Source organism: Alteromonas sp. W12, from assembly GCF_001924945.1.
In the GTDB taxonomy this organism is placed as follows: Bacteria; Pseudomonadota; Gammaproteobacteria; order Enterobacterales; family Alteromonadaceae; genus Alteromonas; species Alteromonas macleodii.
This window is the reverse complement of record NZ_LQXH01000001.1, coordinates 599,574-623,648: the sequence shown is the minus strand read 5'-3', so window position 1 is coordinate 623,648 and position 24,075 is coordinate 599,574. Positions and strand designations below refer to the sequence as shown.

Sequence of the window (24,075 nt, the reverse complement as noted above, 5' to 3'; positions counted from 1 at the left end):
TGTTGGTTCGGGGCACATACCTATGCCCCACCTTCAAAGTCAATTTTCACCCATTTAGCGGTTGGGTTAGTGTCGGTACTCTGGTGGGATAGGCAAATCCCGTTTAAGTGGCTTAGGACGTTTACCCTTACCTGCTCTATGCGCTTTTAACTGATAAACATGTGCGAGCACCTGCGCTACCGCCATAAATAAGGCGTTAGGAATTTCATCGTCCACTTCAGTGGAGTAGAAAATGGCGCGGGCAAGCATGGGAGAAGGGATCAGCGGCACGTCATTAGCGGTAGCAATTTTTCTAATATGTATGGCAAGTTCGTCAGCACCTTTAGCGACCACAACCGGCGCCCTCACTCCCTTCTCATCATACTTGATAGCAACCGAGAAATGGGTCGGGTTAGTCACCACTACGTCTGCTTGTGGTACTTCCTGCATCATGCGCTTGGTTGCAGCCTGATATTGTAGACGGCGAATTCGGCCTTTAACCATAGGGTCGCCTTCCGCATTTTTCCGTTCGTCTTTAACCTCTTGCTTGGTCATCTTCATTTCTTTGTTGTGCTTATACATTTGATAAGGCACATCAATGAGCGCGATAGGGATCATGCCGCACACCAGAATAAGAAACGCCCACTTAAGCATGTCGAGTGCGTGAAAGATGTTTCCCGGATAAAGCTCCATATCAAGGTGGAGCGCTTCATCTTCAAAGAACAGTAACGCTCCGATGGCCATGCCAATTATGACCACCACTTTCGCTATAGACTTGAGTAACTCAACCAAGCCGTTCATGCCGAACATACGCTTGAAGCCTTGAATAGGGCTCATTTTTGAACCCTTAGGTTTTGCACCTTCCCAGGTAAAGTTAAAACCGCCAAGGGCGATAGAGCCATAAATACCCGCTATCATTGCCACAACCATGTATAGCAGCACGGCAGGACCTACTGCCGAAAAGGCTTCACCCCATGCGCCAAACATGTGGGTGATATCATAGGTTTCGTCACGAGAGAGAATGAACATTCTCTGAGTAAGTTTAAAAACAGATTCAGCAATCCACCCGCCCACAAACAAGAACATAAAAGCACTGACGATAAGTACTAGGGTCGTAGAGAGTTCACGGGAGCGGGCTAGCTGCCCTTTTTTTCGGGCATCTTCGAGTTTTTTCCCCGTGGGGTCTTCTGTTTTTTCGCTTGAATCTGCCATGTTTTCCTACGAACAAATATTCAATAGTTCACACATAAACTGTTCGGCTCTAAACCATTGGGTTTCGAAGTGTGCAGTAAAGTTATCAAGTGTTATCCAAATAATCAGTAATCCCATTACCTGAGCAATGGAAAAACCAATACTAAAAATGTTTAGCTGTGGTGCAGCTTTGGTCATTACGCCAAACGCCAAGTTCACGATAAGCAACGAGACGATTGGCGCAAGGGAGAGGGTCACTGCCGATATGAACATCCAGCCGGCCCAATGGGCAATATCGCGAAACTGTTCACCGGTCCACCATGCTTCGCCTATGGGAAACGCCTCAAAGCTCATGACTATCATTTGGATCATGGACAAATGCCCATCCAAGGTCCAAAACAATAAGGTCGCTAGTATCAGATAAAACTGGCCGACTGCGGGCACGTTAATACCGTTTACCGGGTCAACGATTGACGCAAACCCCAAACCGGTTTGCATTGCTATAATTTGACCTGCAAGCACGAAGGTATTGAGCACCATCATTGATATAAAACCAATAGCAATGCCTATTAGCAACTGCTGAATAACGATTAAAAATGTGCCCACATCCACCAAATTTTCTATGGGTGACGGAGGCACTACCGGCATGATGATGAGCGTGAGCATTATACCCAACAAGGCTCTTACCTGCGGAGGAATTGATTTAGCACTCAAGCCAATCATTGCCACAAACAAGCCGCTAATGCGCATAAACGGCAGCAGCATGTCTGCAAGGAATTGATTGATGGTCGCGAGTTCGACTTCCACAGCTTTAGCCTTCTATCCCACAACCTGCGGGATCATATCAACCATTCTGAAAGTAAAGTCCATAAGCTGTTGCACTAACCAGTTTCCGCCCCAGCTCAATGCGAGAAGTGTAACAAGCAAGCGGGGCAAGAAACTCATGGTTTGTTCATTGATACTGGTAGCGGCCTGAAATACAGCGACGACTAAGCCCACGATCAAGCTTGGAACAATAACCGCAGATACCAACACGATAACCATGAACATGGCTTCTCGCAGTATTTCTACAAAGACTTCTGGTGACATAAGCCCTCCTAGACGCCCATACCGAAACTGGTCGCCAACGTACCGAATATCAGGTTCCAACCATCAACTAACACGAACAGCATGAGTTTAAACGGCAAGGATACAATCATAGGTGAAAGCATCATCATACCCATGGCCATCAATATAGACGCTACCACCAAGTCAATAATAAGAAAGGGAATAAATAGCATAAAACCAATTTGAAACGCGGTTTTAAGTTCACTGGTTACAAAAGCCGGAATTAGAATGGTTAGCGGAACTTCATTGGTATCGGCATATTTTCCTTCATCTCCAGCTATCCGTACAAACGTTTCTAGGTCTTTTACCCTTGTTTGTGAAAGCATAAACGCGCGCATAGGGCCTTTGGCTTGCTCAAGAGCGTCTAAACTGGTGAGTTGCTCGTTAAGATAGGGCTGTAAAGCTCGCTCGTTCACCTCTTCGAATACCGGCGCCATAATAAACATGGATAGAAACAAACTAACGCCAATGAGTATCTGGTTTGACGGTGATTGTTGTAAGCCAATCGCCTGACGCAAAATAGACAACACCACAATAATACGCGTGAAAGAGGTCATCATCATGATAAACGCAGGAATAAGGCTTAGCGCTGTCATGATAAACAGCGCTTGAAGCGTCATGGTGTAGTCTTGAGAACCATCTTGATTGGTTGTCACCGTGACTGCAGAAATCCCCTGTTGAGCATAGGCGGGCTCAACGAGAAGTAATAAGGGCAGTATTAAAAGTAGCCAGGCAAACTTACGCATCTCTCGACTCTTCCTTTGTTTTATTCTTTTCTATGTTGGGATTGAGCTTTTCCGCCATGGCAGCAACGAGCTTTTGTTTAAACGCATCGGCGCCATTTTGCTGCTCGCCTGTGGTTTTGTTCACACCTTTCACAGGCACATCGAGATTTTTATCTAATTTGCTTAAATGAGAGATGTTGTGACTGGTCACGCCAATAAGGTGCTGTTCTTCACCTACCTGAATCACCATGATCTTTTCTTTTGTGCCAACAACCATGCTGGCCGCGACTTTCATTTGATTTCCCCCCATCGCAGTGACATTAAATCGACGCATCACATAAGCAAGGGCGAAAATCACGCCAACAACGACAAGTAAAGAAAGGAAAATTGACAGTACCGACGTGGGATTTGTGATTGACTGGGTCGACTGCGCGACGGCTATCTGGCTAAATAAAAGGGGCAGCATTGCGCAACCCCTTATTTTATAAGAAGTTTTATCTGAGCTTCTTGATTCTCTCAATTTGACTAATAACATCCGTTAATCGAATACCGAATTTGTCGTTGACCACTACTACTTCTCCATGAGCAATCAACGTGCCATTAACTAATACATCTAGTGGCTCACCGGCAACACGATCCAGCTCCACCACAGAACCCTGGTTCAACTGTAGCAGATTTCGGATACTTATTTGACTACGACCGACTTCCATCGAAATAGTCACAGGAATATCTAGAATGGTATCTAGCTTTTTCTTTTCTTCTTGCGTAATCGGCGCGTCGTCAGTTAATTCGTCAAGTTCAGCAACTTGTACGTCTTCGTTATCGCCAGCCTCTTGTTCCGCTTCAGATTCGGCTTGTTCGGCCATTGCCGCTGCCCAATCGTCCATACCGTCTTCACTCATGGGAACTCCCCTCTACCTTACAGGTCTTCTTCGAGTACTTGCAGTTCTGCGTCATTATCAATAATGCGCCCACCGCGGGTTAATAACTGTAGCTCAGACTTCACTGAAGTCGGTCTTGCAATCTTCTCTACAATTTTCAGTGCCAAATTGTCGCGACTGCGACCTAATTTAGCCCTGAACGTGGGTAAATCTTCAATTAATACTGTGATGGTTTCTGGCATCTCCACAGGGATGATATCGCCAGGTTTAAACTCCATCACATCGCGAAGCGGTACATCAACGTCTAGCATATGCGTAGTTAACGCCACCTTAACGTCCATGATTTCATCGCGAAGCGCCTTACTCCAACGTAAGTCTGTATCTTCTTTATCGCTTTGAACACCTGCATCAAGCAATTCGCGAATGGGCTCTAACATTGAGTATGGCAAGGACACGTGGAAGTCGCCACCGCCGCCATCTAGTTCGATATGGAACGAGCTGATGACCACCACCTCGGTCGGGCTCACAATGTTCGCCATCGCAGGGTTTACTTCTGAGTCCAAATATTCAAACGACACATCCATGACCGGTGCCCAAGCTTCTTTATAATCTTCAAAGATTATTTTAAGCAGCATCTGGATAATACGGCGCTCCGTTGGCGTAAACTCCCGGCCTTCAATTTTCGCATGATAGCGACCATCGCCACCAAAGAAGTTGTCTACCAGAATAAATACCAAGCGGGCTTCCATGGTGATAAGTCCCGTGCCTTTAAGCGGACGGAAACGCACCATGTTCAAACTCGTTGGAACGAATAATGTGTGAATATATTCGCCAAACTTGATCATCTGGATACCGTTAATCGATACTTCAGCTGATCGTCGCATCATGTTGAACAAACTCACACGCATGTGACGTGCGAAACGTTCATTAACTATTTCAAGCGTAGGCATACGCCCACGCACAATTCTGTCTTGCGAGGAGAAGTCGTACTCGAGCGTAGAAGCATCAGAGTCGCTGCCGCCGACCTCTTCTTCTTCTACATCATCTACCCCGTGTAATAGGGCATCGATTTCATCTTGAGATAATAAATCACTCACCGTCTTCTACCTTACTTAGTCAATGCATTACTGCATGACAAACCCAGTGAACAATACGCGCTCAACTACATCGCTGCCCGTAATGTCCTTTAATGCTTTTTGTACTTCAGTTACTGCCTGCTCGCGAAGCTCAATTTTACCGGCTTCGGTAACCAGATCGTCTGCGTTTGAAGTACTAAAAGCCTGTAGCAATGTCCCTTCAATTAGCGGTATATGCGTCTTCGCCAGCTCTTCATTGTCAGAACCGCGCACAAGCAACTGCACTTTTATCTGAACCAACCTGTCTCTTCCTGCGCCCGGCACGTTAAAAACAAATGGTCGCGGCATCGCTACGTAAAGCGCAGTGCCCATTTCAGCTTTCCCTGCTGCTGATGCTGGTGCACTCGCAGCTGCTGCTGCGGCATCAGTCTCGGCAAGCTGTTCGGCTGCTGGCTCATCGCCGCCTGCAAACAATAAGAAATAGGCAGCTGCTCCGCCTCCTAAAAGAACCACAGCGATAATGATGATCAACATCATTTTGCCTTTCTTTTTACCGCCTTCTTCTACTTGTAATTCTTCATCAGCCATGTGTAACTCGTCAGTAATGCTCGGAAAAAACGTATTATCAAGGTTCCGTCAAAAATGGCAATGCCATTATTTGAGTTCGGCAATATGAGCACTGTTAATTTACGCGTTTTACCGCTCTCAATTCCCAGTTAGTATCTCTTATTGCTTGTTCCCTCTTAACTCCAAACATAGCAGCGTTTACGTATTCTCTCTATGCGACCTATTGGTAATTATTTGCGCGAAGTAAGCCTACGCGTAAAAGTCTATACCGCCCTTGTCCGCACGCGAAATCGATTGCTCTATAACACGCATGCCATCTGTGTCGTCTACACCGTCATTTTCTCCACGATTTCCGGCTCCCTGACCTTGGTGATTATCTCCTGCAAGTTGCTGGCCATTATCTTGACCTGAGGAATTATCTTTCCTCACTTGAGCATCGCCTAACTCAATACCTTGTTCTGAGAGCATATCCCTTAGCTTAGGCATAGCATCGGCCAACGCATCTTTAGCTTGCTGTGATTGCACAACAAAGCTCACGCTTGCAGCGTCACCCGCCACATTTACTCTCACCTGCATACTGCCAAGCTCGGGAGGATCTAAGCGAATTTCAGCCATGGTATTTCGCGCATTAACCATCCAGCGAATTTTCTCACTAAGCTGCTGCTGGCCGTCGCTCTTATGAATATTGACCGCTTTATCAAAACCTTCAAACTGCTGCTGAGTTTTTGACGCTTCAGCGCGAAGCTGAGAGTTTTCCTGCATAACCGATTCAGTTGGATTGACCAATCCAGCAATAGCGTGTTGAGCACTTGCTTGAGTTTGCGTCATCAAATTTAAGAATTGACTGGCTTGACCGTCTACACGCGCTGTCATTGAAGCAACCACATCAGCACTTACCGCAGCATCTTTTGCGGCATCGGCTACAATAGTTGATAAATCAATGCCAGGCTCTCTACCTTGCTGGACTTGTTGCTGAAACTCGTTAATGCCAGCGATAATGTTAGCCTTCACCGCTTGTTGCTGTGCACCACCAGGCAGAGCCGCGACTACACGCTCTGCAAACGCTTCTGTTGCCTTTTGCGCGCTTTGTGGCGATAGCTCACTTATCGCTGAAAGCAGGTCGCTTGAAATTTCTGTAGCACCAAAAGAATCAACTACCTTGGTTTGCTCGCCGCTGTTATCAACGTTTGACAGCCCCTCAGACGATACTGATTTAGCGTCGTTTGATGCTGCTGTATTTACCGCCACGCTGCCGACGACAGCTGCCTCTGAAGTTAACTCGGCCAATAACTCTTGAGCCTCGGCGAGATTGTCATCAAGAGATTTGGCCTGAATATTGTTAAGTTCATCTGCTAGTAGACTTAGTACGAGCGATTCATCGGCCGATTTTTTACCGCTTTCAGATAGCCCATTTAACGTTTCTAACATACCGCTTAATGCATTTGCGGCTTCAGTGTCTGACGCTAGACCTTGTTCGGGATTTTCTGTGTGCTCAGTCTGCATGAGCTTGGCAATTAATGCTGAAAGCTCATTGTCATTTTTTACTTTTTTATCTGAATTAGTATTGATATCGGTTTGCGCATTTGAAGACGCATTGTTTGCTTCACTATCACTTCCACTCTGTTGATTGTTAGCGTTGCCACCAATAAGAAGTGAAGTTAGTGCAGTGAGTGTTTGTTGTGCTTCAGACGACAGGGATTCGATGGCTAATTCACCATCATTGTTACTATTAAGTTGCGACAAAAGATGAGCCATGACCGATGGCATATCGCTCGCATCCACATCCTCCGGAAGCTTCCATAGTTTTCCGCTTTCTTTTATAGATACGACGTTAACTGCCTCGCCTGCAGCTTCAGAGAGACCCTTATCTTCTGTGGTACCTGATTCACCTGAAGATTCATCACTTTTTCCAAAACGATTGGCTACCGTCTCAACGTAGGCAATCCAGTCTGGCTCGCCATCGTCTTTGCTTGGCTTTCCATCTGGCGTGCCAGGTGAGGTAATAACGCCAGCCTCGGCATCTTTCCTGCCGCCTTCTCCAATGACATACTGCGCGTCGGTCACGTTTTTTTGTTCAACGGCGCCTTCAGCGTCGTCAATAACGAGATTGGTATTTTCACCGTCAGTTGAAGGCTGCGTTGTCGTTGCTGAACCTTGCGCAACCTCGTGTGCACCAAGCGTTGCATTTTCTTCTTGATTTGCATTATGAGAGTCAGCTTCAGACTCAGCTGGAATATCTGTCACTTCGTCACGAACAGGTAAATCCGTATGTCCCGCATCGCGGTCTTTACCATTTTTGATCGTGTCACTGGAGACTGAAGATTGGGGAACCGCGCTGTCCGAACGGTTTGCTGTTCGAGATTGAGCAACCTGATCTTCTTTTTCGTTTAAAACAAAATCTGACTTGGTCGTTTTCGCGTCTTGATAAAGTCGGTTAAATGCTTGGTTATTTTCATTGTTCGCTTGTTGCTGAGTTCCGATACCCGTTCCAACGGCTTTCGCCGTACCAGAAGCAGAGAATGGTAATGCGGCAATGTCTGTTTTATGTGCGGCAACTTGTTGCATATTGTCCTACCGTCCTACATTTAAATCGTCTTTCACCAAGAAGACGTATCGTGATGCGAATGATTCACGTGGCGTTTTATTACAAAAAACTTGATGCCATTTCATCGCAAACCCACCAACGCTTACTTTATTTACAATCACTTAGCATTACTTAGTCAGCATGTATCGCTATGATTTTTCGCTACGGCCCTTAGTCGCCCTCGCTGAATTTCAAACGCTATACTGTGTGATGAAACTCAAAGAAACGGTGATTTACCGTAGTAGCGATTGCAAAGTAATTACGTCGCGCTAGTACATTATGAAATGGTTTTTGCAAGGGTTGAGCCAAAGTGGCAGAGGCTCGACTAATTATCAGAAAGGCGAGCGCTTAGCTCTGAAAAATCGTTGGGTAGCGAACTCATCCATCATGGCCTGCTCAGCTCTGGCTTCTTTTTTCTGCTCTGCCAACTTTTTCTTATCTAGCAACAAGGTAACAGCTTTCACTTTTTGTTGTTGCTTTAGCCAAAGTTGCTTTCGCTGATCCGCCGCCATTTGTGCACGAGCAATCACTTGCATCTGTTGTTCGCATGCTTTATCCAGTTTTCCAACGAAGGATAAATGCTGCTGATAATAGGTGGCGGTAACACCTGCTTGACCAGTTTGTTGAATACCTTTTATGTAGTCAATGCGGTACTGCTCAAGACTGGTTAGCTTTTGCTTTTGCTGGTTAACGTTCTGTTGGGCCTGTTTGTAGTATCGGGCTTCTCGCTGCTCTTTTTCGCGCTCGAATTCGGCTAAACGTTCTAGTTGTTTAGACATTATGCGATACCTTTTGGAAAGTTGATGACTTCTGGATCATAGGCAAGCCAACTTGCATCGCAGCACTATACATTAGCCTTGTCCCAGCCCTTTAGCCAGTGCAGCCATGCCTTCTAAGCTCTCGTCATACGGTATGACTTGTTTCATCCCTTGCTGCAATAAAGCGTTGATTGCAGGCTCTGCGCGAATAGCCAGATCAATGCGCGGGTCTGATCCTTTCGCATAAGCGCCAATAGAAATGAGGTCTTGGTTTTGTTTGTAGTTTGAATAAACTTGTCGAATACGGCGCGCCATCAATTGATGTTCTTCGCTCACGACCATGGGCATAACACGGCTTATTGACGCCTCAATATCAATAGCAGGGTAATGACCGCTATCGGCAAGGGTTCGCGACAACACCACGTGACCATCTAATATAGCGCGAGCGGCGTCGGCAATGGGGTCTTGCAAATCGTCACCTTCGGTTAGCACCGTATAAAAAGCCGTTATAGAGCCCTGTCGTTCGCTGCCGTTACCTGCACGTTCTACTAGTGCGGGCAGCCGAGCAAACACCGAAGGCGGATAACCTTTTGTGGCTGGTGGCTCACCCACAGCCAACGAAATCTCGCGCTGCGCCATGGCATAGCGTGTTAAAGAATCAATCAGCAGCAGTACTTTCATGCCTTTGTCGCGGAAGTACTCAGCAATCGTTACCGCAGTCTCACATCCTTTCAATCGCATGAGCGGTGAAGTATCGGCTGGCGCTGCCACTACAACCGCCCGTTGGCGTTCTTCTTCTGTCAGTATTTCGTGGATAAACTCTTTTACTTCTCGGCCACGCTCACCTACAAGCCCAACCACGACCACATCGGCTTCACAGCCTCGGGTCATCATGCCAAGTAGCACACTTTTACCCACGCCACTTCCTGCAAAAAGCCCCATACGCTGACCAACGCCAACCGTATTTAACGCATTGATGGCACGTACGCCAACATCCATAGGGGTGTTGATTGGACGGCGAATGAGCGGGTTCATAGGAGGACGCGTGGTGGGAGCTCGCGCTTCGGCATTGATTTCACCCAGTCCGTCAAGGGGCTGACCGTTGCCATCGACCACACGACCCAACAGTCCCATACCTACCGGCAAACCGCTTTGCCGGTTTAACGGCATAACGCGACTCCCTGGCACAATACCGCGAACCGCTTCAGTGGGCATCAAATAGGTAATATCATCACCAAAGCCAACTACTTCAGCTTCTATTTCGCCTTCGATGGTTTGCACTAAACATTGACTGCCCACCGGCAGCTGGCAACCTACAGCTTCAAGGGTAAGCCCTATGCCCCGGACTAATTTTCCCGCCGCAACAACGGGTGGCGATGTCACTTGTTTAGTAAGTGATTCAAAATGGGCATGCCAAGGGCTAGTCATCTGACAAACCTTGGTTTAGTAGAAATTTATCAATAACGTCGCGGCATCGGCGCTCAATCGACACATCAACCGCGTTTTGCGCAGTGGTAATATCGCAGCCACCGCGTTCCATTGCTGGAGCTTCAACCAAATTCCAGCCTTTTTTGGTAATTTCCTCTTCACCAAAATGCTCTTTAACCAATTCAATATCTTCAGGATTCATATGAATTTGATAGTCAGCTTGATTAATTGGTAGCGCTTTAATACCTTCGCTTAACGCCTGCATTATAACCTGTTGGTTAGTACTTACCTCTGTTTTAATAACTGCTTTTGCAAGAGTTACGGCGAGTTTTACCAATTGATCTCGGGTTTCATCGTTGGCTTGCGAGAGTGGGTCGTGAAATTTTTCAGCAAGCATTTGCCACACTTCGGCTTGTGCCGTCATTTGCTGGCGGCCTTCTTCAAGCCCTTGTTCAAGTCCTTCGGTGTGACCTTGCTCTTTACCTTCCGCTAAACCTGCTTCAAGGCCTTGCGCTTTTCCTTCTTCAAAACCTTTTTCTTTACCTTCCTGATAACCTTCATCATAAGCAGCCTGACGTATAGCTTCTATTTCTTCAGCGGTAGGCGGCTTAATCTCTTCCTCAACTTCAGGCGGTTCATACTTCCAGTCCGAACGTTTGTTTAACGCGTTGGTCGGCTCGTTTTCTCGGGGTGCAGTGGGGTCATCAACGAAAGGTAGGTCCCATTTTTTAGCTTCATTTACTTCGTTTTCGCTGAAACTTTTTTTGGCAGTCATATATTTACCTAGGCTAAATGAGTGACGGGACTAGCGTTCCTACAGGAACTCTTCGCCACCGCCACCACCAAGCATGATTTCACCAGAGTCAGAAAGTCGACGGGCAACAGAAAGGATCTCTTTCTGCGCTGTTTCCACTTCACTGATACGCACAGGTCCGAGCGCTTCCAAATCATCATTAAGCATTTCAGCAGCACGCTTAGACATGTTGCGCATAATTTTGTCTTTAAGCTCTTCGTCAGCACCTTTAATGGCTTTAAGCAGCGCGTCTTGCTGTACTTCGCGCAGTATGGCCTGAATACCCTTGTCGTCTACATCGACTAAATTGTCGAATACAAACATCAGGTCTTGAATTTGCTGGCTCATCTCTTCATCTTGCTCGCGAATAGCATCCATCAACTGACCTTCTATCGCAGTATCTAGGTAGTTCATGATGTTCGCCGCCGACTTCAAGCCGCCCATTTTGGCTGCTTGTGTACCCGCTTGACCTGCAAACTGTTTCTCCATGATTTCGTTCAGCTCTTGTAGTGCAGCCGGCTGAACTTCCTCTAGATTTGCTATACGCATTAGCAAGTCGAGTCGCACTTTTTCAGGGAACTGCGCCAATATTTCAGCACTTTGTTCAGGCTCTAAATAAGACAATACGATAGTTTGAATCTGCGGGTGCTCATTGCGAATAATGCTGGCTACTTGCTTAGAATCCATCCACTTCAATGAGTCTAGGCCTTTTGCACCGCTTCCCATCAGGATTTGATCAATTAGGTTTGCGGCCTTATCTTCACCTAACGCGGCTGTGAGCGCACGTTTAACAAAGTCTTGGCTTTGGAAGCCAATGGTACTGTAATTCTGAATTTCTTCGATAAAGTGCTTATGAACCGCCGTAATTTTGGTTTGCGTCATATCGTCCACTTTTGCCATTTCAGTACCGAGCTTTTGTACTTGCTTGGGCTCTAAGTGTTTCAATATCTGGGCGGCGTCTTCTTCAGAAAGACTCAGCAGCAAGATGGCCGCTTTTTCTACGCCTTCTAATTTACTGACGTCGTATGACGGCTCGTCAACATTGGCAAGTTCTTCAGCCATAATCTTATCTCACTACTCGTCTTGCATTAACCAGCCCTTCACTACTTGGGCTGATAACTCAGGTTCATTGGCCACAAGGGCACGTACAGCTTTAAGTACATCTTCATCTTTGTGCAGGTCAGGCAGCATGAGTGAACCATCTGGCGCAAAACCTACCTGTCCTTCGTCAAAGTCAGACGTTAACATGCTAATGGTGTCGTCGCCTAAATCTAAGCCCTCGTCTGCATCAAATTCATCGGCGTCGTTCGACTCATCAGGATTAATAAGACGACGTAACATAGGACGAATCACGAAGATGATAAGCACTATTATAACCAAGCCACCAACAACTAGCTTAAGAATTGGTAGAAATCCGGGCTGCTCCCAAATAGGCGCGTCTTCAATTTCCCCTGCGTCCATCCGAGTAAAGGGTACGCTTACAACTTCTAACGAATCACCACGGGTAACGTCAAAGCCAATGCCGCCTTGTAAAAGCCTACGTATGTTGAGAATCTCTTCTTGTTTACGCGGTGTTGGCGTCATCGCACCGTCTTCACCCGCAACTTGGTTATAGTCCACCGCCACAGATACACTTAATCTGCGAATAACCCCTGTCTGTTTCTTGGTATGACTGATAGTGGTATCAAGTTCGTAGTTGCGTGTTGATTCTTTCGCTGTGCGCCCCGGCATAGTTTGTTGACTGCCGCCCACAGCATTTTCTGGAATATTAGAATCTAACGGAGGCTGATTAGACAGTGCACCAGGAATACCGCCAACACCGCCACCTACGCTGTTTTCTTCCATTATCATTTCACTGCGAACCGCAGGTAAATCAGGGTTGTAGCTACGCTGTGTTTGTTCCATAGCTGTAAAGTCCATGGTAACGTCAGCTTGTGCTGTGTAGTTACCTATGCCCAATACTGGAATCAGTATCGCGTCAATTTTTTCTAAGTACTCTTGCTCACGCTGGCGCTCAATCTCGTATTCTTTTCTGGCACGAGCACTCATAGAATCTTGAGAGCCTGAGTTAAGCAGACGACCATTGCTGTCTGTTACGGTTACCTTAGACGGCTCCATGTTTTGCACTGCAGACGCAACGATATCGACAACAGCATCAACCTCTTCACCTGCAATAACGGCACCGCGCTTAGCCGTTAGCACAACAGTTGCCGACGCTTTCTTCTCTCTTCGCGCAAATACGTTCTCTTTAGGCATAGCTAACAAGACACGGGCTTTTTGAATGCTTGCGATATCTTCGATGGTAGCCGCGATTTGTTGCTCGCGGGCGTGTTTTAGACGTTCCATCTCAACACGCTGGCTCACACCAAACCCCATATCCTGCATAATGATATCGGTACCGGCATCAGAGGCCTTTGTTAACCCTTGGCGGGTCATGCCTAAACGGATGTTTTGGAATTCGTCACTTCTTACGTAAACAATATTGCCTTCAAGCTTATAGTCGATTTGGTTCGCATCCATATAATCGAGGGTTTCAATAAGCTCTTGGGTTTCCATTTTCGCAAGTGGACGGTAATCAGGTTCTTGCGACCAGATAAGAATAAAAATAGCGATGGCGACGCAGATTACCAAAACAACCACAAGGGCCATTTGGCGCATCATATCTGCGCTACCTAAAGTGTCCATAAAACCAGATTTGTTTTCTGGCTCATTGTCCACTGCTTGATTTTGATCAGGAACCGTAAGGTTTGTACCTGTAGCTTCAGCCATAACCTACTCCACCTACACCGGCATATTCATTATTGTTTTATAGGCTTCAAGTACTTTGTTACGCACTTGAACAGTGGCTTCAAAAGCAATGCCTGCCTTTTCTTTCGTCAGCATAACTTGAGCTAGGCTTAAGTTAGGGTCGCCCATTTCAAAACGCTGCTGCGCGTCTTTAGATTCGAGCTGCATGCCGTTTACACCATCTACCGCATTCTTTAGCATGGTCGAGAAATCACTTGCCGAGCTATTAACTTCACTAAGCGGCTGCTGTTGAGGCTCATTAACTTGAAGACGAGTTTGCCCAATCATGTTCTGCATTTCTTGATACAAACTATTGGCTTTAACGTCCATAACCACTCCTAGTGCTTTTTCGAGACCGCCTGAACATCGGCGTATAACTTATGTATAGAGGGGATTTAGCAAAGGGCTTGCCAACTTTAAAAAGCTATATATATCAACAGGATATATTAAAAGGGAGAGGGTTAGCCAAATTTATGGCGTTTGACTTAGTGTGAGCAACAAAAAACCGCCGCCTTCTTTACTACAGAGGCGACGGATAAGGACGAGGAAACCGAAAGTGTAGAAAGCGACCTTATGCGGGCACTTCAATACCGTCTTCGCGCATGCGCGCTAATTTGTAACGAAGGGTTCTTGGACTAATGCCGAGCTTTTCTGCCACATCTTTACGCTTGCCGTTACACGACACCAATGTATCGAGGATAATTTGGTGTTCTTGGTAGCGCAGCTCAGACCCTAACCTATTTTCTTCAACATGCTCTTGCAGTGTTTCAACAGGTGCCGTCATGTCTTCGTCAATCATTAAATCGCTGGCGTCGATTTCATTGTGTTCACATAAAATAAGCGCCCGTTGAACCACGTTTTCTAGTTCGCGAACGTTCCCTGGCCAGCTGTATTGTGACAGCTTATTGCGTGCTGCTGCGCTTAACCTGATAGTACCCAGCCCTTGAGAACTAGCGTGACGCTGAACTAGATGCTCTGCGAGAGGGACAATATCACCCGGACGTTCCGAAAGCGGGCGCCACTCGATAGGGAATACATTTAAGCGATAGTACAAATCTTCTCTGAACTCTCCCGCATCCACTGCTTTTCTCAAATCTCGGTTACTTGTAGCAATAACGCGGACGTTGAGCTTAACGGTTTTACGTCCGCCAAGACGCTCTACTTCGCGCTCTTGTAACACGCGTAGCAGTTTAGCTTGAAGCGCCAAATCCATCTCGGTTATTTCATCAAGTAACAGCGTACCGTCTTGGGCTTGTTCAAATTTACCCGGGCAAGCTTGGATTGCGCCGGTGAACGCACCTTTTTCGTAACCAAACAAAGTCGCTTCTAGCATGTTCTCTGGTATGGCTGCACAGTTGATGGCGACAAATGGCGCATCACTTCGCGGCGACTGATCGTGAATATAGCGAGACAGCACTTCTTTACCCGAACCGCTTGGTCCCATTACCATCACAGTGGCGTCGGACTTCGCGACTTTGCGAGAAAGCTCAAGTAACTTCAAGCTTGAAGGGTCAGCAACAATAGGCGTGCGTGACTCTATTTTTTGAGCCGGCGCGTAGCGTCCCACTAAATTAAGCAGTACTTCTGGGGCAAACGGTTTTGATAGATAGTCTGTAGCGCCATCGCGCATTGCCTGCACGGCATCATCAATAGTGGCATAGGCTGTCATCAATAGCACCGGCATATTGGGGTACTTAGTTTTGATACTTTTAAGTAGCGTTAAACCGCTCATTTCGCCCATTTGAATATCGCTTACCACTAAATCGACGGAGCGCGAAGACAGCACCATTAACGCTTCTTCAGCACAGTCAGTGGCAACAACCTCATAGTTACCTAACAGAAGGGTGTCTAGGAGTGCTTCGCGTAATCCTGCGTCATCTTCAACAATTAAAATGGTAGTTTTAGACATTATTCTCTCCTATGACCTACGCAACATGAGTCAATGTTTGTGAAGATTGAGCGTTCACCACACACGGCAAAGACACACTAAAGCACGCCCCACCTTCTGGCATATTTGATACGCTAAGCAAACCGTTGTGGGCGTTTACGACGGATTTAACCACCGCAAGACCAAGGCCCGTGCCATGAGTTTTAGTTGTGAAAAACGGTTCAAAAATTTTGTTTTTGAGTTTATCCGGTACGCCAGGACCTTTATCTATAATGGCCACATGCAAACGTTCATCAGACACTGCAGTTTCTACGTGTACGCACTCCCCTTTCGGAGTAACTTGGCTCGCGTTGTGAACAAGGTTTAATAACGCGCCTTGAAGCGCTGTAAGATTACCGGTAATAGATACGTTTTTATCGAAGCCGCTAAAAGTTAGCGTTTGCTGTGCTTGAGCCGTCATGGTTTGGGCACTGCCTTCAATTGAAGTAAACAACTCTCCCAAGCTAATTTGGCTGACCACTTGTTCTTCCCCTGACTTAGCGAAAAGCAGCATGTCGTTAACCTGACTCTCTAGCTCTTTAAGCCTGTCAGTTAGCTTGTTTGCAAATTGAGTTTGTGCTTCTTGTCCCAAGCCTTTGCGCGTTAAATTAGACGCATAGAGCATGGCCGCAGAGAGAGGCGTACGAATTTGGTGAGCAAGGGATGCTACCATTTTTCCCAAAGAGGACAGGCGCTGCATATGACTCACGCGTGCTTGCAGCTGCCGCGTTTCGGTTAAGTCGGTAATAACAATTAATTGTCCAGGCTCATTTTCTAACGGCGTGATAGAAAGCTTCACTCGGCGACCGTCAACAAGTGAGACTTCATGGCCGTCATCAGCGCGGGGCTTGAATGAGCGCGTGATAATACTTCGCCACACTTCCTCTTCCAGCGGTTCACCCAACAGTGCTTTCGCTTGTTCATTGGCTTGGCGTACGATCCCTTTGCCGTCTATAACGATAACGCCCGCAGGCATTACCTGAAGTAAGTGTTCAAGTCGACTCGCCTGCAACCGTAAAGACGAAATATCGTCACTGCTTGAGGGGTCGTATTCATCACGAGATATCGCATTATCAATACTATCTAACGCATAGCTTGATGCTGAGTACTCAGTTGATTGTGGTGTGCTGTCAAAAGCCATATTGCCCTCGTCAAATTGCAGACGCTGTTAAACTATGACTTAGATAAAGCAGAAGATGTGCCAATTCATCATTGACTTATTTTTCAGTTAGATAGGATGAAATTATAGAGGAAAGCGCAACGTCAATTACCTGACATTACGCTTCTTCAGTACGTTGAATATCGTACTTCCGCATTTTCTCGACAAGCGTTGTTCTGCGCATACCAAGTTTGTCGGCAGCTCGAGCCACCACCCAATCTTGATTGTCTAACGCCTGTCGAATGAGGTTTACTTCCAACTCAGAAAGGTACTCTTTGAGATTAACCCCTTCCTCAGGTAAAGATGAAGAAACCATTCCGTTCAAACCCTCATGGCTTTGCTCGTTAAGATCTTCTTCAGGCTCTTGCGCGGCCGCTTCAGCAAAGAGTGCATTGAATGCTTCACGCTCAAGAATTTCTTCGGGATAATCAGGCTCGTAAGCCTGTATGTCACCGTATTGATATTTCTCAGGTAAATCGGCGATATCAACGATTTGACCAGGATAAAGAATTGTTAAGCGTTCAACCAAGTTAGACAGCTCACGAACGTTGCCCGCCCATTCGTGCTCCATTAACGAGGCGATCGCTTGCTCGGTAAAGCGCACACCTTCCACCCCATCACCTTGGATACGACTATTTAGCTCTTGGAGCAGTAAGGGGATATCGTCTTTTCTTTTTCTAAGTGCAGGGCTATCAATTGGGAACACGTTGAGTCGGTAATACAAGTCCTCACGGAACTTGTCTTCACTGATCATGGTTTCCAAATTGCGGTGCGTCGCGGCGATGATGCGTACGTTACACTGAAGGGGCTTGTTGCCGCCTACGCGCTCAAAGGTACGCTCTTGCAACACGCGCAATAATTTAACCTGCATCTGAAGCGGCATATCGCCGATTTCATCCAAAAACAACGTACCGCCTTCCGCTAACTCAAAACGGCCTTTACGCGCGCTGATTGCGCCAGTAAATGCCCCTTTTTCGTGACCAAATAGCTCGCTTTCTAGCAGCTCGCCAGGAATGGCACCGCAATTTACCGGAATAAATGGCCCGTCTTTGCGTTCAGATAAGAAGTGAACATTACGTGCAACGACCTCTTTACCTGTTCCAGACTCACCTAGAATCAAAACAGTGGCATCAGTTGGAGCAACCTGTTCAACTAATCGACGAACTATTTGTATTTGTTCGCTTTTACCAATAAGGCTTCTAAACAGTCGCGTCTTTGTTCCCGATGTACGAGACAAGCTCGGTTTGCGCCTTGAGTATTCTTGGCAACGATGGATAGCTTGGGTCAAAACGGGATAGGTTAATGGCGTTGCAATAACGCTAACGAGATTACAACCTGCTGATGCTTGGCTATTATTTTCAACCAATGCTACAAATGGTATGTGAGGAAACTTCTCAACCAGTCCGCTGACTATGGCTGGCGATATGTGCTCTATAAGAACAGCATCAGCCCCACTATCTTGCAAATACCGTTCGCAATCACTAAAGCCTCGCGATTGACACGACTCTCCCATGAAGGTAACGATAGTTTCCAAGTTTTGAATAAGTTCCTGGTTGTCACTAACCAGCAAAATGTTCTTCATCAATTCCCCGAGAACGCTTTGTTATTATTTACAGTTTAGCGCATTTATAAATTGTAACGACAAAAGATCGGAGCGCAACCGCTGTTTTCGGAAATGTATCAATAAAAAAAGCAGGTTACCCTGCTTCTTTCGATTAATTTTAGCAAAATTAACGTATGTTGGTTTAACTCAACAACGATAAAACCTGACTTTGCTGCTGATTCGCTTGCGCTTGAACGGTTAGCGCCGCTTGACCTAGCACATCGTTTGAAGCCTGCTGTGACACAGCTTGAGCAAAATCAAGATCTTGAATGCGGCTACGCGCTTCAGCGGTGTTCACGTTAGCTTGAGTAAGAGAACGCGCCGCACTTTCGAAACGGTTTTGGGTAGCACCTAAATCGCCTCGCGCGCTACCGATCGTTTCAATTGCAGCATCAGTTGCACCTAGCGCATCTTCAATGCTAGTGCCAGATGTAATATCGATAGCCAGTACATCATTTAATTGAGCAGCAACATCTTGTGTATTGACGCTTATTGATTGACCCGCACTTGAACCTGATTGAAATTCAAGTGAGCCATTTTCAGATAATAACGGCTTGCCAGCAAAATTCGTCTGCTCAATGGTTTGAGAGATATTCTCTTGTAATTGCGTAATTTCAGATTGAATAGCACGGCGATCGCCACTGCTCAAAACACCATTACCAGACTGTAAGGTAAGTTCGCGAATGCGGTTTACATCGTCATTGATGCTGCCTAAACCACCCTCTGCAACCTGCGCCACCGAAATGCCGTCGTAAATGTTGTTGATAGCCTGGCGGTTGCCTTCTACTTCTGAAGTTAATCGGTCGATGATTTGCTGAGCTGCAGCGCCGTCAGTTGCATCGTTAACTTTCTTACCACTGGCAAGCTTCTCAAACAGGTTATTTTGCTTTTCTTGGATTTGACCAATAAGCGAGTTACCTGAATCGGAACCTATTTTAATCATGAGGCTACCCTATTAAACTTTCACTTAATATAGTGTAGTAAATAGACAGAAGAATAACGAGTGACTGTTTTTTTAAAGAGTATGAAAATGAATACCCAACGGCTCAACGGTATCGTTACTGTTGAGTATTTCACTTTTTATTTAAGGAAGACTCGTTAAAAACTAATGGTTTATGGCATTGTTGCCGACACATGATATATTTAAACGATAATCATAAAAATCGTGGGCGTTCTATGTTTGACGGCAAGTCTATATTGATAACAGGTGGTACAGGTTCGTTCGGTCATAAATACACCGAAAATTTGTTATCACGCTATAACCCCAAGCGCTTAATTATCTATTCGCGTGACGAGCTAAAACAGTTCGAAATGCAGCAGAAATTTAATGCTCCCTGCATGCGCTACTTTATCGGTGATGTGCGAGATAAAGACCGCCTTACGCGCGCAATGCAAGGGGTAGACTACGTTATCCATGCTGCCGCCATGAAACAAGTTCCGGCTGCTGAATATAATCCCACGGAGTGCATCCGCACTAATATCGATGGCGCTGAAAACGTTATAAACGCAGCTATTGATAATTCGGTAAGCAAAGTTATCGCGCTGTCGACCGACAAAGCAGCTAACCCCGTTAATTTGTACGGTGCGACTAAGCTCGCTTCCGATAAGCTGTTTGTTGCAGCAAATAATATGGTTGGCGCGGGCAGACCTCGATTTTCTGTAGTGAGATACGGGAATGTAGTGGGCTCTAGAGGCTCGGTTGTTCCGTTTTTCAATAAGCTCATTGAAGAAGGCACTGACCATATTCCGGTTACGCATAAAGATATGACGCGATTTTGGATAACACTTCAGCAGGGCGTCGACTTTGTTTTGAAGAATTTCGAGCGCATGATGGGTGGCGAAATATTTGTGCCCAAAATACCGTCAATTAGAATTACCGATTTAGCCGAAGCCATGGCACCAGGTGTACCCATTAAGATAGTGGGTATTCGACCTGGCGAGAAACTTCACGAAATGATGTGCCCTGGCGACATGGCCTTTCACACTTTCGAATATGACGATCACTTTGTCATTGCACCATCCATCAAGTTCTTCCACAGGAGTAATAACTTTACTTCAAACGGACTGGAGGAAGTAGGTAAGCCAGTTTCAGATGGTTTCGAATATGTATCTGATACAAATCCACATTTTCTCACGGTAGAGGAAATAGTTTCCTGTAATAAGGATGCGGATAAGTGATCCCATACGGACGTCAGTCGATTGATGAAGATGACATTAACACCGTCGTTAATTCACTAAAATCCAACTGGCTAACGCAAGGCCCAGCCGTACCAGCATTTGAAGAAGCTCTGACTCTGCAGAGCGGTGCTAAGCATGCTGTAGCGGTTAACAGCGCTACGTCAGCCCTGCACCTCGCTTGCCTTGCTCTTGGAGTAGAGAAAAACGATACGGTATGGACCAGCCCCAACTCCTTCGTTGCCTCTGCGAATTGTGCACTTTACTGCGGTGCCGAGGTAGACTTTGTTGATGTAGAGCCCACAACAGGCAATATGGATGTAAGTGCATTAGCCGCAAAGTTAGCGCAGGCTAAAGAGCATGGGACCCTTCCCAAAGCTGTCATTCCCGTGCATTTCGCAGGTCAATCATGCGACATGAAAGCTATTGCGGCGCTCGCTGAAAAATATCACTTTCGTATTATCGAAGATGCTTCTCACGCTATTGGCGCGAAATACCGCGATCAGCCAGTTGGAAGCTGTCAGTATTCAGACATTACGGTTTTCAGTTTTCACCCCGTTAAGATAATCACTACGATGGAAGGCGGCGCGGCGTTAACCAACAACAGCGAGTTAGCTCGAAAAATTCAGCTGATGCGAAGCCACGGCGTTACGGCAGTTCAGGACGAAATGACAGAAGTTTCTCATGGACCTTGGTACTACCAACAGGTGCTATTGGGCTTTAACTACCGCATGAACGATGTAGAGGCTGCACTAGGCACAAGTCAGCTAACAAAACTGGCTCAATTCGTTGAGCAAAGAAACGTACTCGCGGCTTTTTATGACAATGCATTCGAACATCAAGCCAATATCACGCCTCTGGATGTAAAAAGTAACTGCTACAGTAGCTATCACTTGTACGTTGTAAGAGCCACAAGGTTGAACTCTGAAACGCATAAAATTGCTATAGAGACCTTGAGAGCAAAGGGAATTTTTGCTCACGTCCACTACATTCCCATTCACCTTCAGCCGTTTTATCAAAAATTAGGCTTCAAAAAAGGTGACTACCCGCATGCCGAACAATACTATCACCATGCTATTACGCTACCTCTTTACCCGTCATTAACGCAAGAAGAAGCGCGATACATAGTCGATACGACAATTGACGTTGTTAATCAATTATCGAGTTAACTTCAAGTTCTAATATAGGCTCGCCAATGTTGTAATGTTTAGACGCATCACGACTAAGAAGTGCGTCTAAATGTTGCGGTGCTAAGCCAAACCCAGTTCTAAGTGACTTAACATTATCGTGGGTAAAGGGCTGCCCTTTTTGAATGGGTGCACTGGCGTAAAGCGAACGACGTCTTAGCTTATCTTTTTCGCTTACCGCATAGGTGACTTTACCTAAAGTCTGCTCTACTTGGCGAACGCTTTCTACCATATCAGAAAATTCCCTAGGCTCCATCGAAAACGCTGAATCTGGCCCACCAAGCGATCTGTCTAAAATGAAGTGCTTCTCTATTACTCTCGCTCCCAATGCGGTAGCTGTTATGGGTACAATAGAGCCCATGGTATGGTCAGAAACACCTACAGTCACATCAAATCTAGCGCGCATATCGGCCATGGTTTTCAGATTAGCATCAGCAAGAGTGGAGGGATAATTCGAGGTGCATTTTAGTAGTGTTACCTGATGGTTGTTTTCCCTATGACAGGTTTCCAATGCTAAGGAAATATCCGCCTCTTGAGCAACTCCCGTAGAAATAATTATGGGTTTCCCCGTTTTTGCTACCGCCCTGATTAAAGGAATATCTGTGATTTCAAAGGAGGCTATTTTGTATAGGGGAACGTTCAGTTGCTCTAGAAATGCCACGCCATCTACATCAAATGGACTAGAAAAAAACACCAAGCCTAGCTCTTGAGCCACTTTCTGCAGTGGCTCGTGCCATTCGTAAGGCATAGACGCTTCTTTGTATAAATCCCACAAAGTACGCCCTTTCCACAGCCCTTCTTTGCGCTTTCCAAAAATGTCATTATCAACATTGATAGCTAGCGAATCTGCGGTGTATGTTTGTACTTTAACCGCATTGGCACCTGCTTTCGCCATCGCCTTTATCGTATCGACGGCCAAATCAAAATCGTTATTGTGATTGGCAGACAGCTCGGCAATGATGAAGACTTGGTCGTTAAATGGATACATCTGCTAAGACTTATTAAAATATACAAGCACGTCGTTAATAGACGTTAACTTATCGAGATCTTCATCTGGGACAGTAACGCCAGTCTTACCTTCAAGTTCAACAAATAGATTGAATAGATCTAAGCTATCTAACCCATACTCAGAAAATGCTTGTTCGCTGCCTAGGTTGCTTACATCAGTAGTCACACCAGAGTCAGTCATTGCTTGTTTTACATCTGCTTCAGTTAACATATTCTTCATTCCTCTTTAATAGGCATGTGGCCCACGAAAACCCGACCCCAAACCCGCTTAAAACGAGTCGCGCTGAGTTATCGTTAGACAAATAGTTTTTCAATATTAGGGGGATAGACGAAGAAACGGTGTTACCCGTATTTTCCAGTGCTTTAATAAACTTAGCTTCACTACCTTTGAAGCGTCTTGCTATGGCGTCAACAATAGCTAAGCTTCCTTGGTGTAAAATAAACGCGTCCACACTCTCTTCGGGCCAATCGTTCTTTTCTAATAACGTTTTTATTGCAGGAGCAACGTTCAACGAGGCAAAGTTAAAAACTTGCCTACCATTCATATAAAGCTCGCCTTGTTCAACCTTTAAATGTTCAGCGCCTTTTCCATCAGTACCAAATGAGCAGTCTGACACCACAAGCTGTGGATTTTCACCCATCCATGTGGCAGTAGCGGCGTCGCCGAACAGCATAGAGGTTGTTCTATTAGGCGTTGTAATTACTTTTGAATACGGATCAGCGGTTACCAATACACCATTCTTTTTGCCAGAAGCCGCTAAGAAGCCTTGTAAAATCGATAACCCATATACATACCCTGAGCACCCAAGTGAAACGTCAAACGCCGCAACATGAGTAGGTAGTGCTAACTTTTTATGAACTAATGCCGCACAGTGAGGCAAGCCTTGCCCGTCGGGGTTTTGTGTTACAACAATAAGGGCATCGATGTCTTCTTTGGCAAGATCAGACTCACACAGCAACGCATCAACCGCTTTTACCGCTATATCAGAGGTGTCATCACCTTGTTCTAACCTTGGCAAAAAGCGCGCGCCAAGCTTAGTCTCAACAAATGATGCCGACTCCTCGAAGGTCTCTGCTTGTTTGAAGTTATCGACACCTTCTTTCGGTATGTAACTTGAAATAGCTTTAATGCCTATCATG

Annotated in this window: 24 protein-coding genes; 2 read left to right on the top strand and 22 right to left on the bottom strand. The window is 46.0% G+C overall.

Annotation, left to right across the window (positions count from 1 at the left end):
* Positions 1–66: 66 nt before the first annotated feature.
* From flhB to AWH61_RS02440, 19 genes are all read right to left on the bottom strand, one after another.
* Entirely contained in the window at positions 67–1,191 is a 1,125-nt protein-coding gene (flhB, locus tag AWH61_RS02530; RefSeq protein WP_075176145.1) for a flagellar biosynthesis protein FlhB, read from the bottom strand.
* A gap of 6 nt (positions 1,192–1,197) precedes the next feature.
* On the bottom strand, positions 1,198–1,977 hold the full coding sequence (fliR, locus tag AWH61_RS02525; protein WP_014978604.1) for a flagellar biosynthetic protein FliR: 780 nt from the start codon (positions 1,975–1,977) through the stop codon (positions 1,198–1,200).
* Between the two features lie 12 nt (positions 1,978–1,989).
* Positions 1,990–2,259: a flagellar biosynthesis protein FliQ gene (gene fliQ, locus AWH61_RS02520; protein WP_012517675.1), complete on the bottom strand. Its 270-nt coding sequence runs from the start codon at positions 2,257–2,259 to the stop codon at positions 1,990–1,992.
* An 8-nt stretch (positions 2,260–2,267) separates the two neighbouring features.
* Positions 2,268–3,023: a flagellar type III secretion system pore protein FliP gene (gene fliP, locus AWH61_RS02515; protein WP_014948641.1), complete on the bottom strand. Its 756-nt coding sequence runs from the start codon at positions 3,021–3,023 to the stop codon at positions 2,268–2,270.
* Entirely contained in the window at positions 3,016–3,468 is a 453-nt protein-coding gene (gene fliO / locus AWH61_RS02510) for a flagellar biosynthetic protein FliO (protein ID WP_014975907.1), read from the bottom strand. Before fliO ends, fliP begins: the two co-directional genes overlap by 8 nt.
* Positions 3,469–3,496: 28 nt before the next feature.
* The gene (fliN, locus tag AWH61_RS02505; RefSeq protein ID WP_014948639.1) at positions 3,497–3,904 is read right to left on the bottom strand and encodes a flagellar motor switch protein FliN; all 408 of its coding nucleotides are present in this window, start codon (positions 3,902–3,904) and stop codon (positions 3,497–3,499) included.
* Between the two features lie 17 nt (positions 3,905–3,921).
* The gene (fliM, locus tag AWH61_RS02500) at positions 3,922–4,980 is read right to left on the bottom strand and encodes a flagellar motor switch protein FliM (protein ID WP_014948638.1); all 1,059 of its coding nucleotides are present in this window, start codon (positions 4,978–4,980) and stop codon (positions 3,922–3,924) included.
* 27 nt (positions 4,981–5,007) lie between these two features.
* Positions 5,008–5,547: a flagellar basal body-associated protein FliL gene (fliL, locus tag AWH61_RS02495; RefSeq protein ID WP_075176144.1), complete on the bottom strand. Its 540-nt coding sequence runs from the start codon at positions 5,545–5,547 to the stop codon at positions 5,008–5,010.
* 228 nt (positions 5,548–5,775) lie between these two features.
* On the bottom strand, positions 5,776–8,091 hold the full coding sequence (locus AWH61_RS02490; RefSeq protein ID WP_075176143.1) for a flagellar hook-length control protein FliK: 2,316 nt from the start codon (positions 8,089–8,091) through the stop codon (positions 5,776–5,778).
* A gap of 351 nt (positions 8,092–8,442) precedes the next feature.
* Positions 8,443–8,889, bottom strand: a complete 447-nt coding sequence (gene fliJ / locus AWH61_RS02485; protein ID WP_014948635.1) for a flagellar export protein FliJ — start codon at positions 8,887–8,889, stop codon at positions 8,443–8,445.
* A gap of 72 nt (positions 8,890–8,961) precedes the next feature.
* A complete protein-coding gene (gene fliI, locus AWH61_RS02480) occupies positions 8,962–10,296 on the bottom strand; it encodes a flagellar protein export ATPase FliI (RefSeq protein ID WP_075176142.1) in 1,335 nt (444 codons plus the stop codon).
* Positions 10,289–11,071: a flagellar assembly protein FliH gene (fliH, locus tag AWH61_RS02475; protein WP_075176141.1), complete on the bottom strand. Its 783-nt coding sequence runs from the start codon at positions 11,069–11,071 to the stop codon at positions 10,289–10,291. The genes fliI and fliH overlap by 8 nt, the downstream gene beginning before the upstream one ends.
* Before the next feature lie 39 nt (positions 11,072–11,110).
* Entirely contained in the window at positions 11,111–12,151 is a 1,041-nt protein-coding gene (gene fliG / locus AWH61_RS02470; RefSeq protein WP_014975903.1) for a flagellar motor switch protein FliG, read from the bottom strand.
* Between the two features lie 12 nt (positions 12,152–12,163).
* Positions 12,164–13,858 carry a flagellar basal-body MS-ring/collar protein FliF gene (fliF, locus tag AWH61_RS02465; protein ID WP_075176140.1) on the bottom strand — a complete coding sequence of 565 codons (1,695 nt, stop codon included), beginning with the start codon at positions 13,856–13,858 and terminating at the stop codon, positions 12,164–12,166.
* A gap of 12 nt (positions 13,859–13,870) precedes the next feature.
* On the bottom strand, positions 13,871–14,206 hold the full coding sequence (gene fliE, locus AWH61_RS02460) for a flagellar hook-basal body complex protein FliE (protein WP_014948630.1): 336 nt from the start codon (positions 14,204–14,206) through the stop codon (positions 13,871–13,873).
* Positions 14,207–14,447: 241 nt separating this feature from the next.
* Positions 14,448–15,785 carry a sigma-54-dependent transcriptional regulator gene (locus AWH61_RS02455; protein WP_075176139.1) on the bottom strand — a complete coding sequence of 446 codons (1,338 nt, stop codon included), beginning with the start codon at positions 15,783–15,785 and terminating at the stop codon, positions 14,448–14,450.
* A gap of 16 nt (positions 15,786–15,801) precedes the next feature.
* Positions 15,802–16,944: a sensor histidine kinase gene (locus AWH61_RS02450; RefSeq protein ID WP_039224851.1), complete on the bottom strand. Its 1,143-nt coding sequence runs from the start codon at positions 16,942–16,944 to the stop codon at positions 15,802–15,804.
* Positions 16,945–17,080: 136 nt separating this feature from the next.
* Positions 17,081–18,544: a sigma-54 dependent transcriptional regulator gene (locus AWH61_RS02445; RefSeq protein ID WP_075176138.1), complete on the bottom strand. Its 1,464-nt coding sequence runs from the start codon at positions 18,542–18,544 to the stop codon at positions 17,081–17,083.
* Between the two features lie 163 nt (positions 18,545–18,707).
* Complete coding sequence (locus AWH61_RS02440) at positions 18,708–19,508, bottom strand: flagellin (RefSeq protein WP_075176137.1); 801 nt, start codon at positions 19,506–19,508, stop codon at positions 18,708–18,710.
* 233 nt (positions 19,509–19,741) lie between these two features.
* Here AWH61_RS02440 and pseB point away from each other — a divergent pair, with 233 nt between their 5' ends.
* The gene (gene pseB, locus AWH61_RS02435; RefSeq protein ID WP_014975898.1) at positions 19,742–20,743 is read left to right on the top strand and encodes a UDP-N-acetylglucosamine 4,6-dehydratase (inverting); all 1,002 of its coding nucleotides are present in this window, start codon (positions 19,742–19,744) and stop codon (positions 20,741–20,743) included.
* Positions 20,740–21,909, top strand: a complete 1,170-nt coding sequence (pseC, locus tag AWH61_RS02430) for a UDP-4-amino-4,6-dideoxy-N-acetyl-beta-L-altrosamine transaminase (protein WP_075176136.1) — start codon at positions 20,740–20,742, stop codon at positions 21,907–21,909. The genes pseB and pseC overlap by 4 nt, the downstream gene beginning before the upstream one ends.
* Here pseC and pseI read toward each other — a convergent pair.
* The 3 genes from pseI to AWH61_RS02415 are packed head-to-tail and all read right to left on the bottom strand — an operon-like array spanning position 21,890 to position 24,074.
* Positions 21,890–22,915, bottom strand: coding sequence for a pseudaminic acid synthase (gene pseI / locus AWH61_RS02425; RefSeq protein ID WP_014975896.1), 1,026 nt, complete (start codon positions 22,913–22,915; stop codon positions 21,890–21,892). The two genes, pseC and pseI, sit on opposite strands and share 20 nt — an antisense overlap.
* Positions 22,916–22,918: 3 nt before the next feature.
* Positions 22,919–23,146, bottom strand: a complete 228-nt coding sequence (locus tag AWH61_RS02420; protein ID WP_014975895.1) for an acyl carrier protein — start codon at positions 23,144–23,146, stop codon at positions 22,919–22,921.
* Positions 23,136–24,074 (bottom strand): ketoacyl-ACP synthase III, encoded by a 939-nt coding sequence (locus AWH61_RS02415; RefSeq protein WP_014975894.1) that lies wholly within the window; start codon positions 24,072–24,074, stop codon positions 23,136–23,138. Before AWH61_RS02415 ends, AWH61_RS02420 begins: the two co-directional genes overlap by 11 nt.
* Position 24,075: the final 1 nt, after the last annotated feature.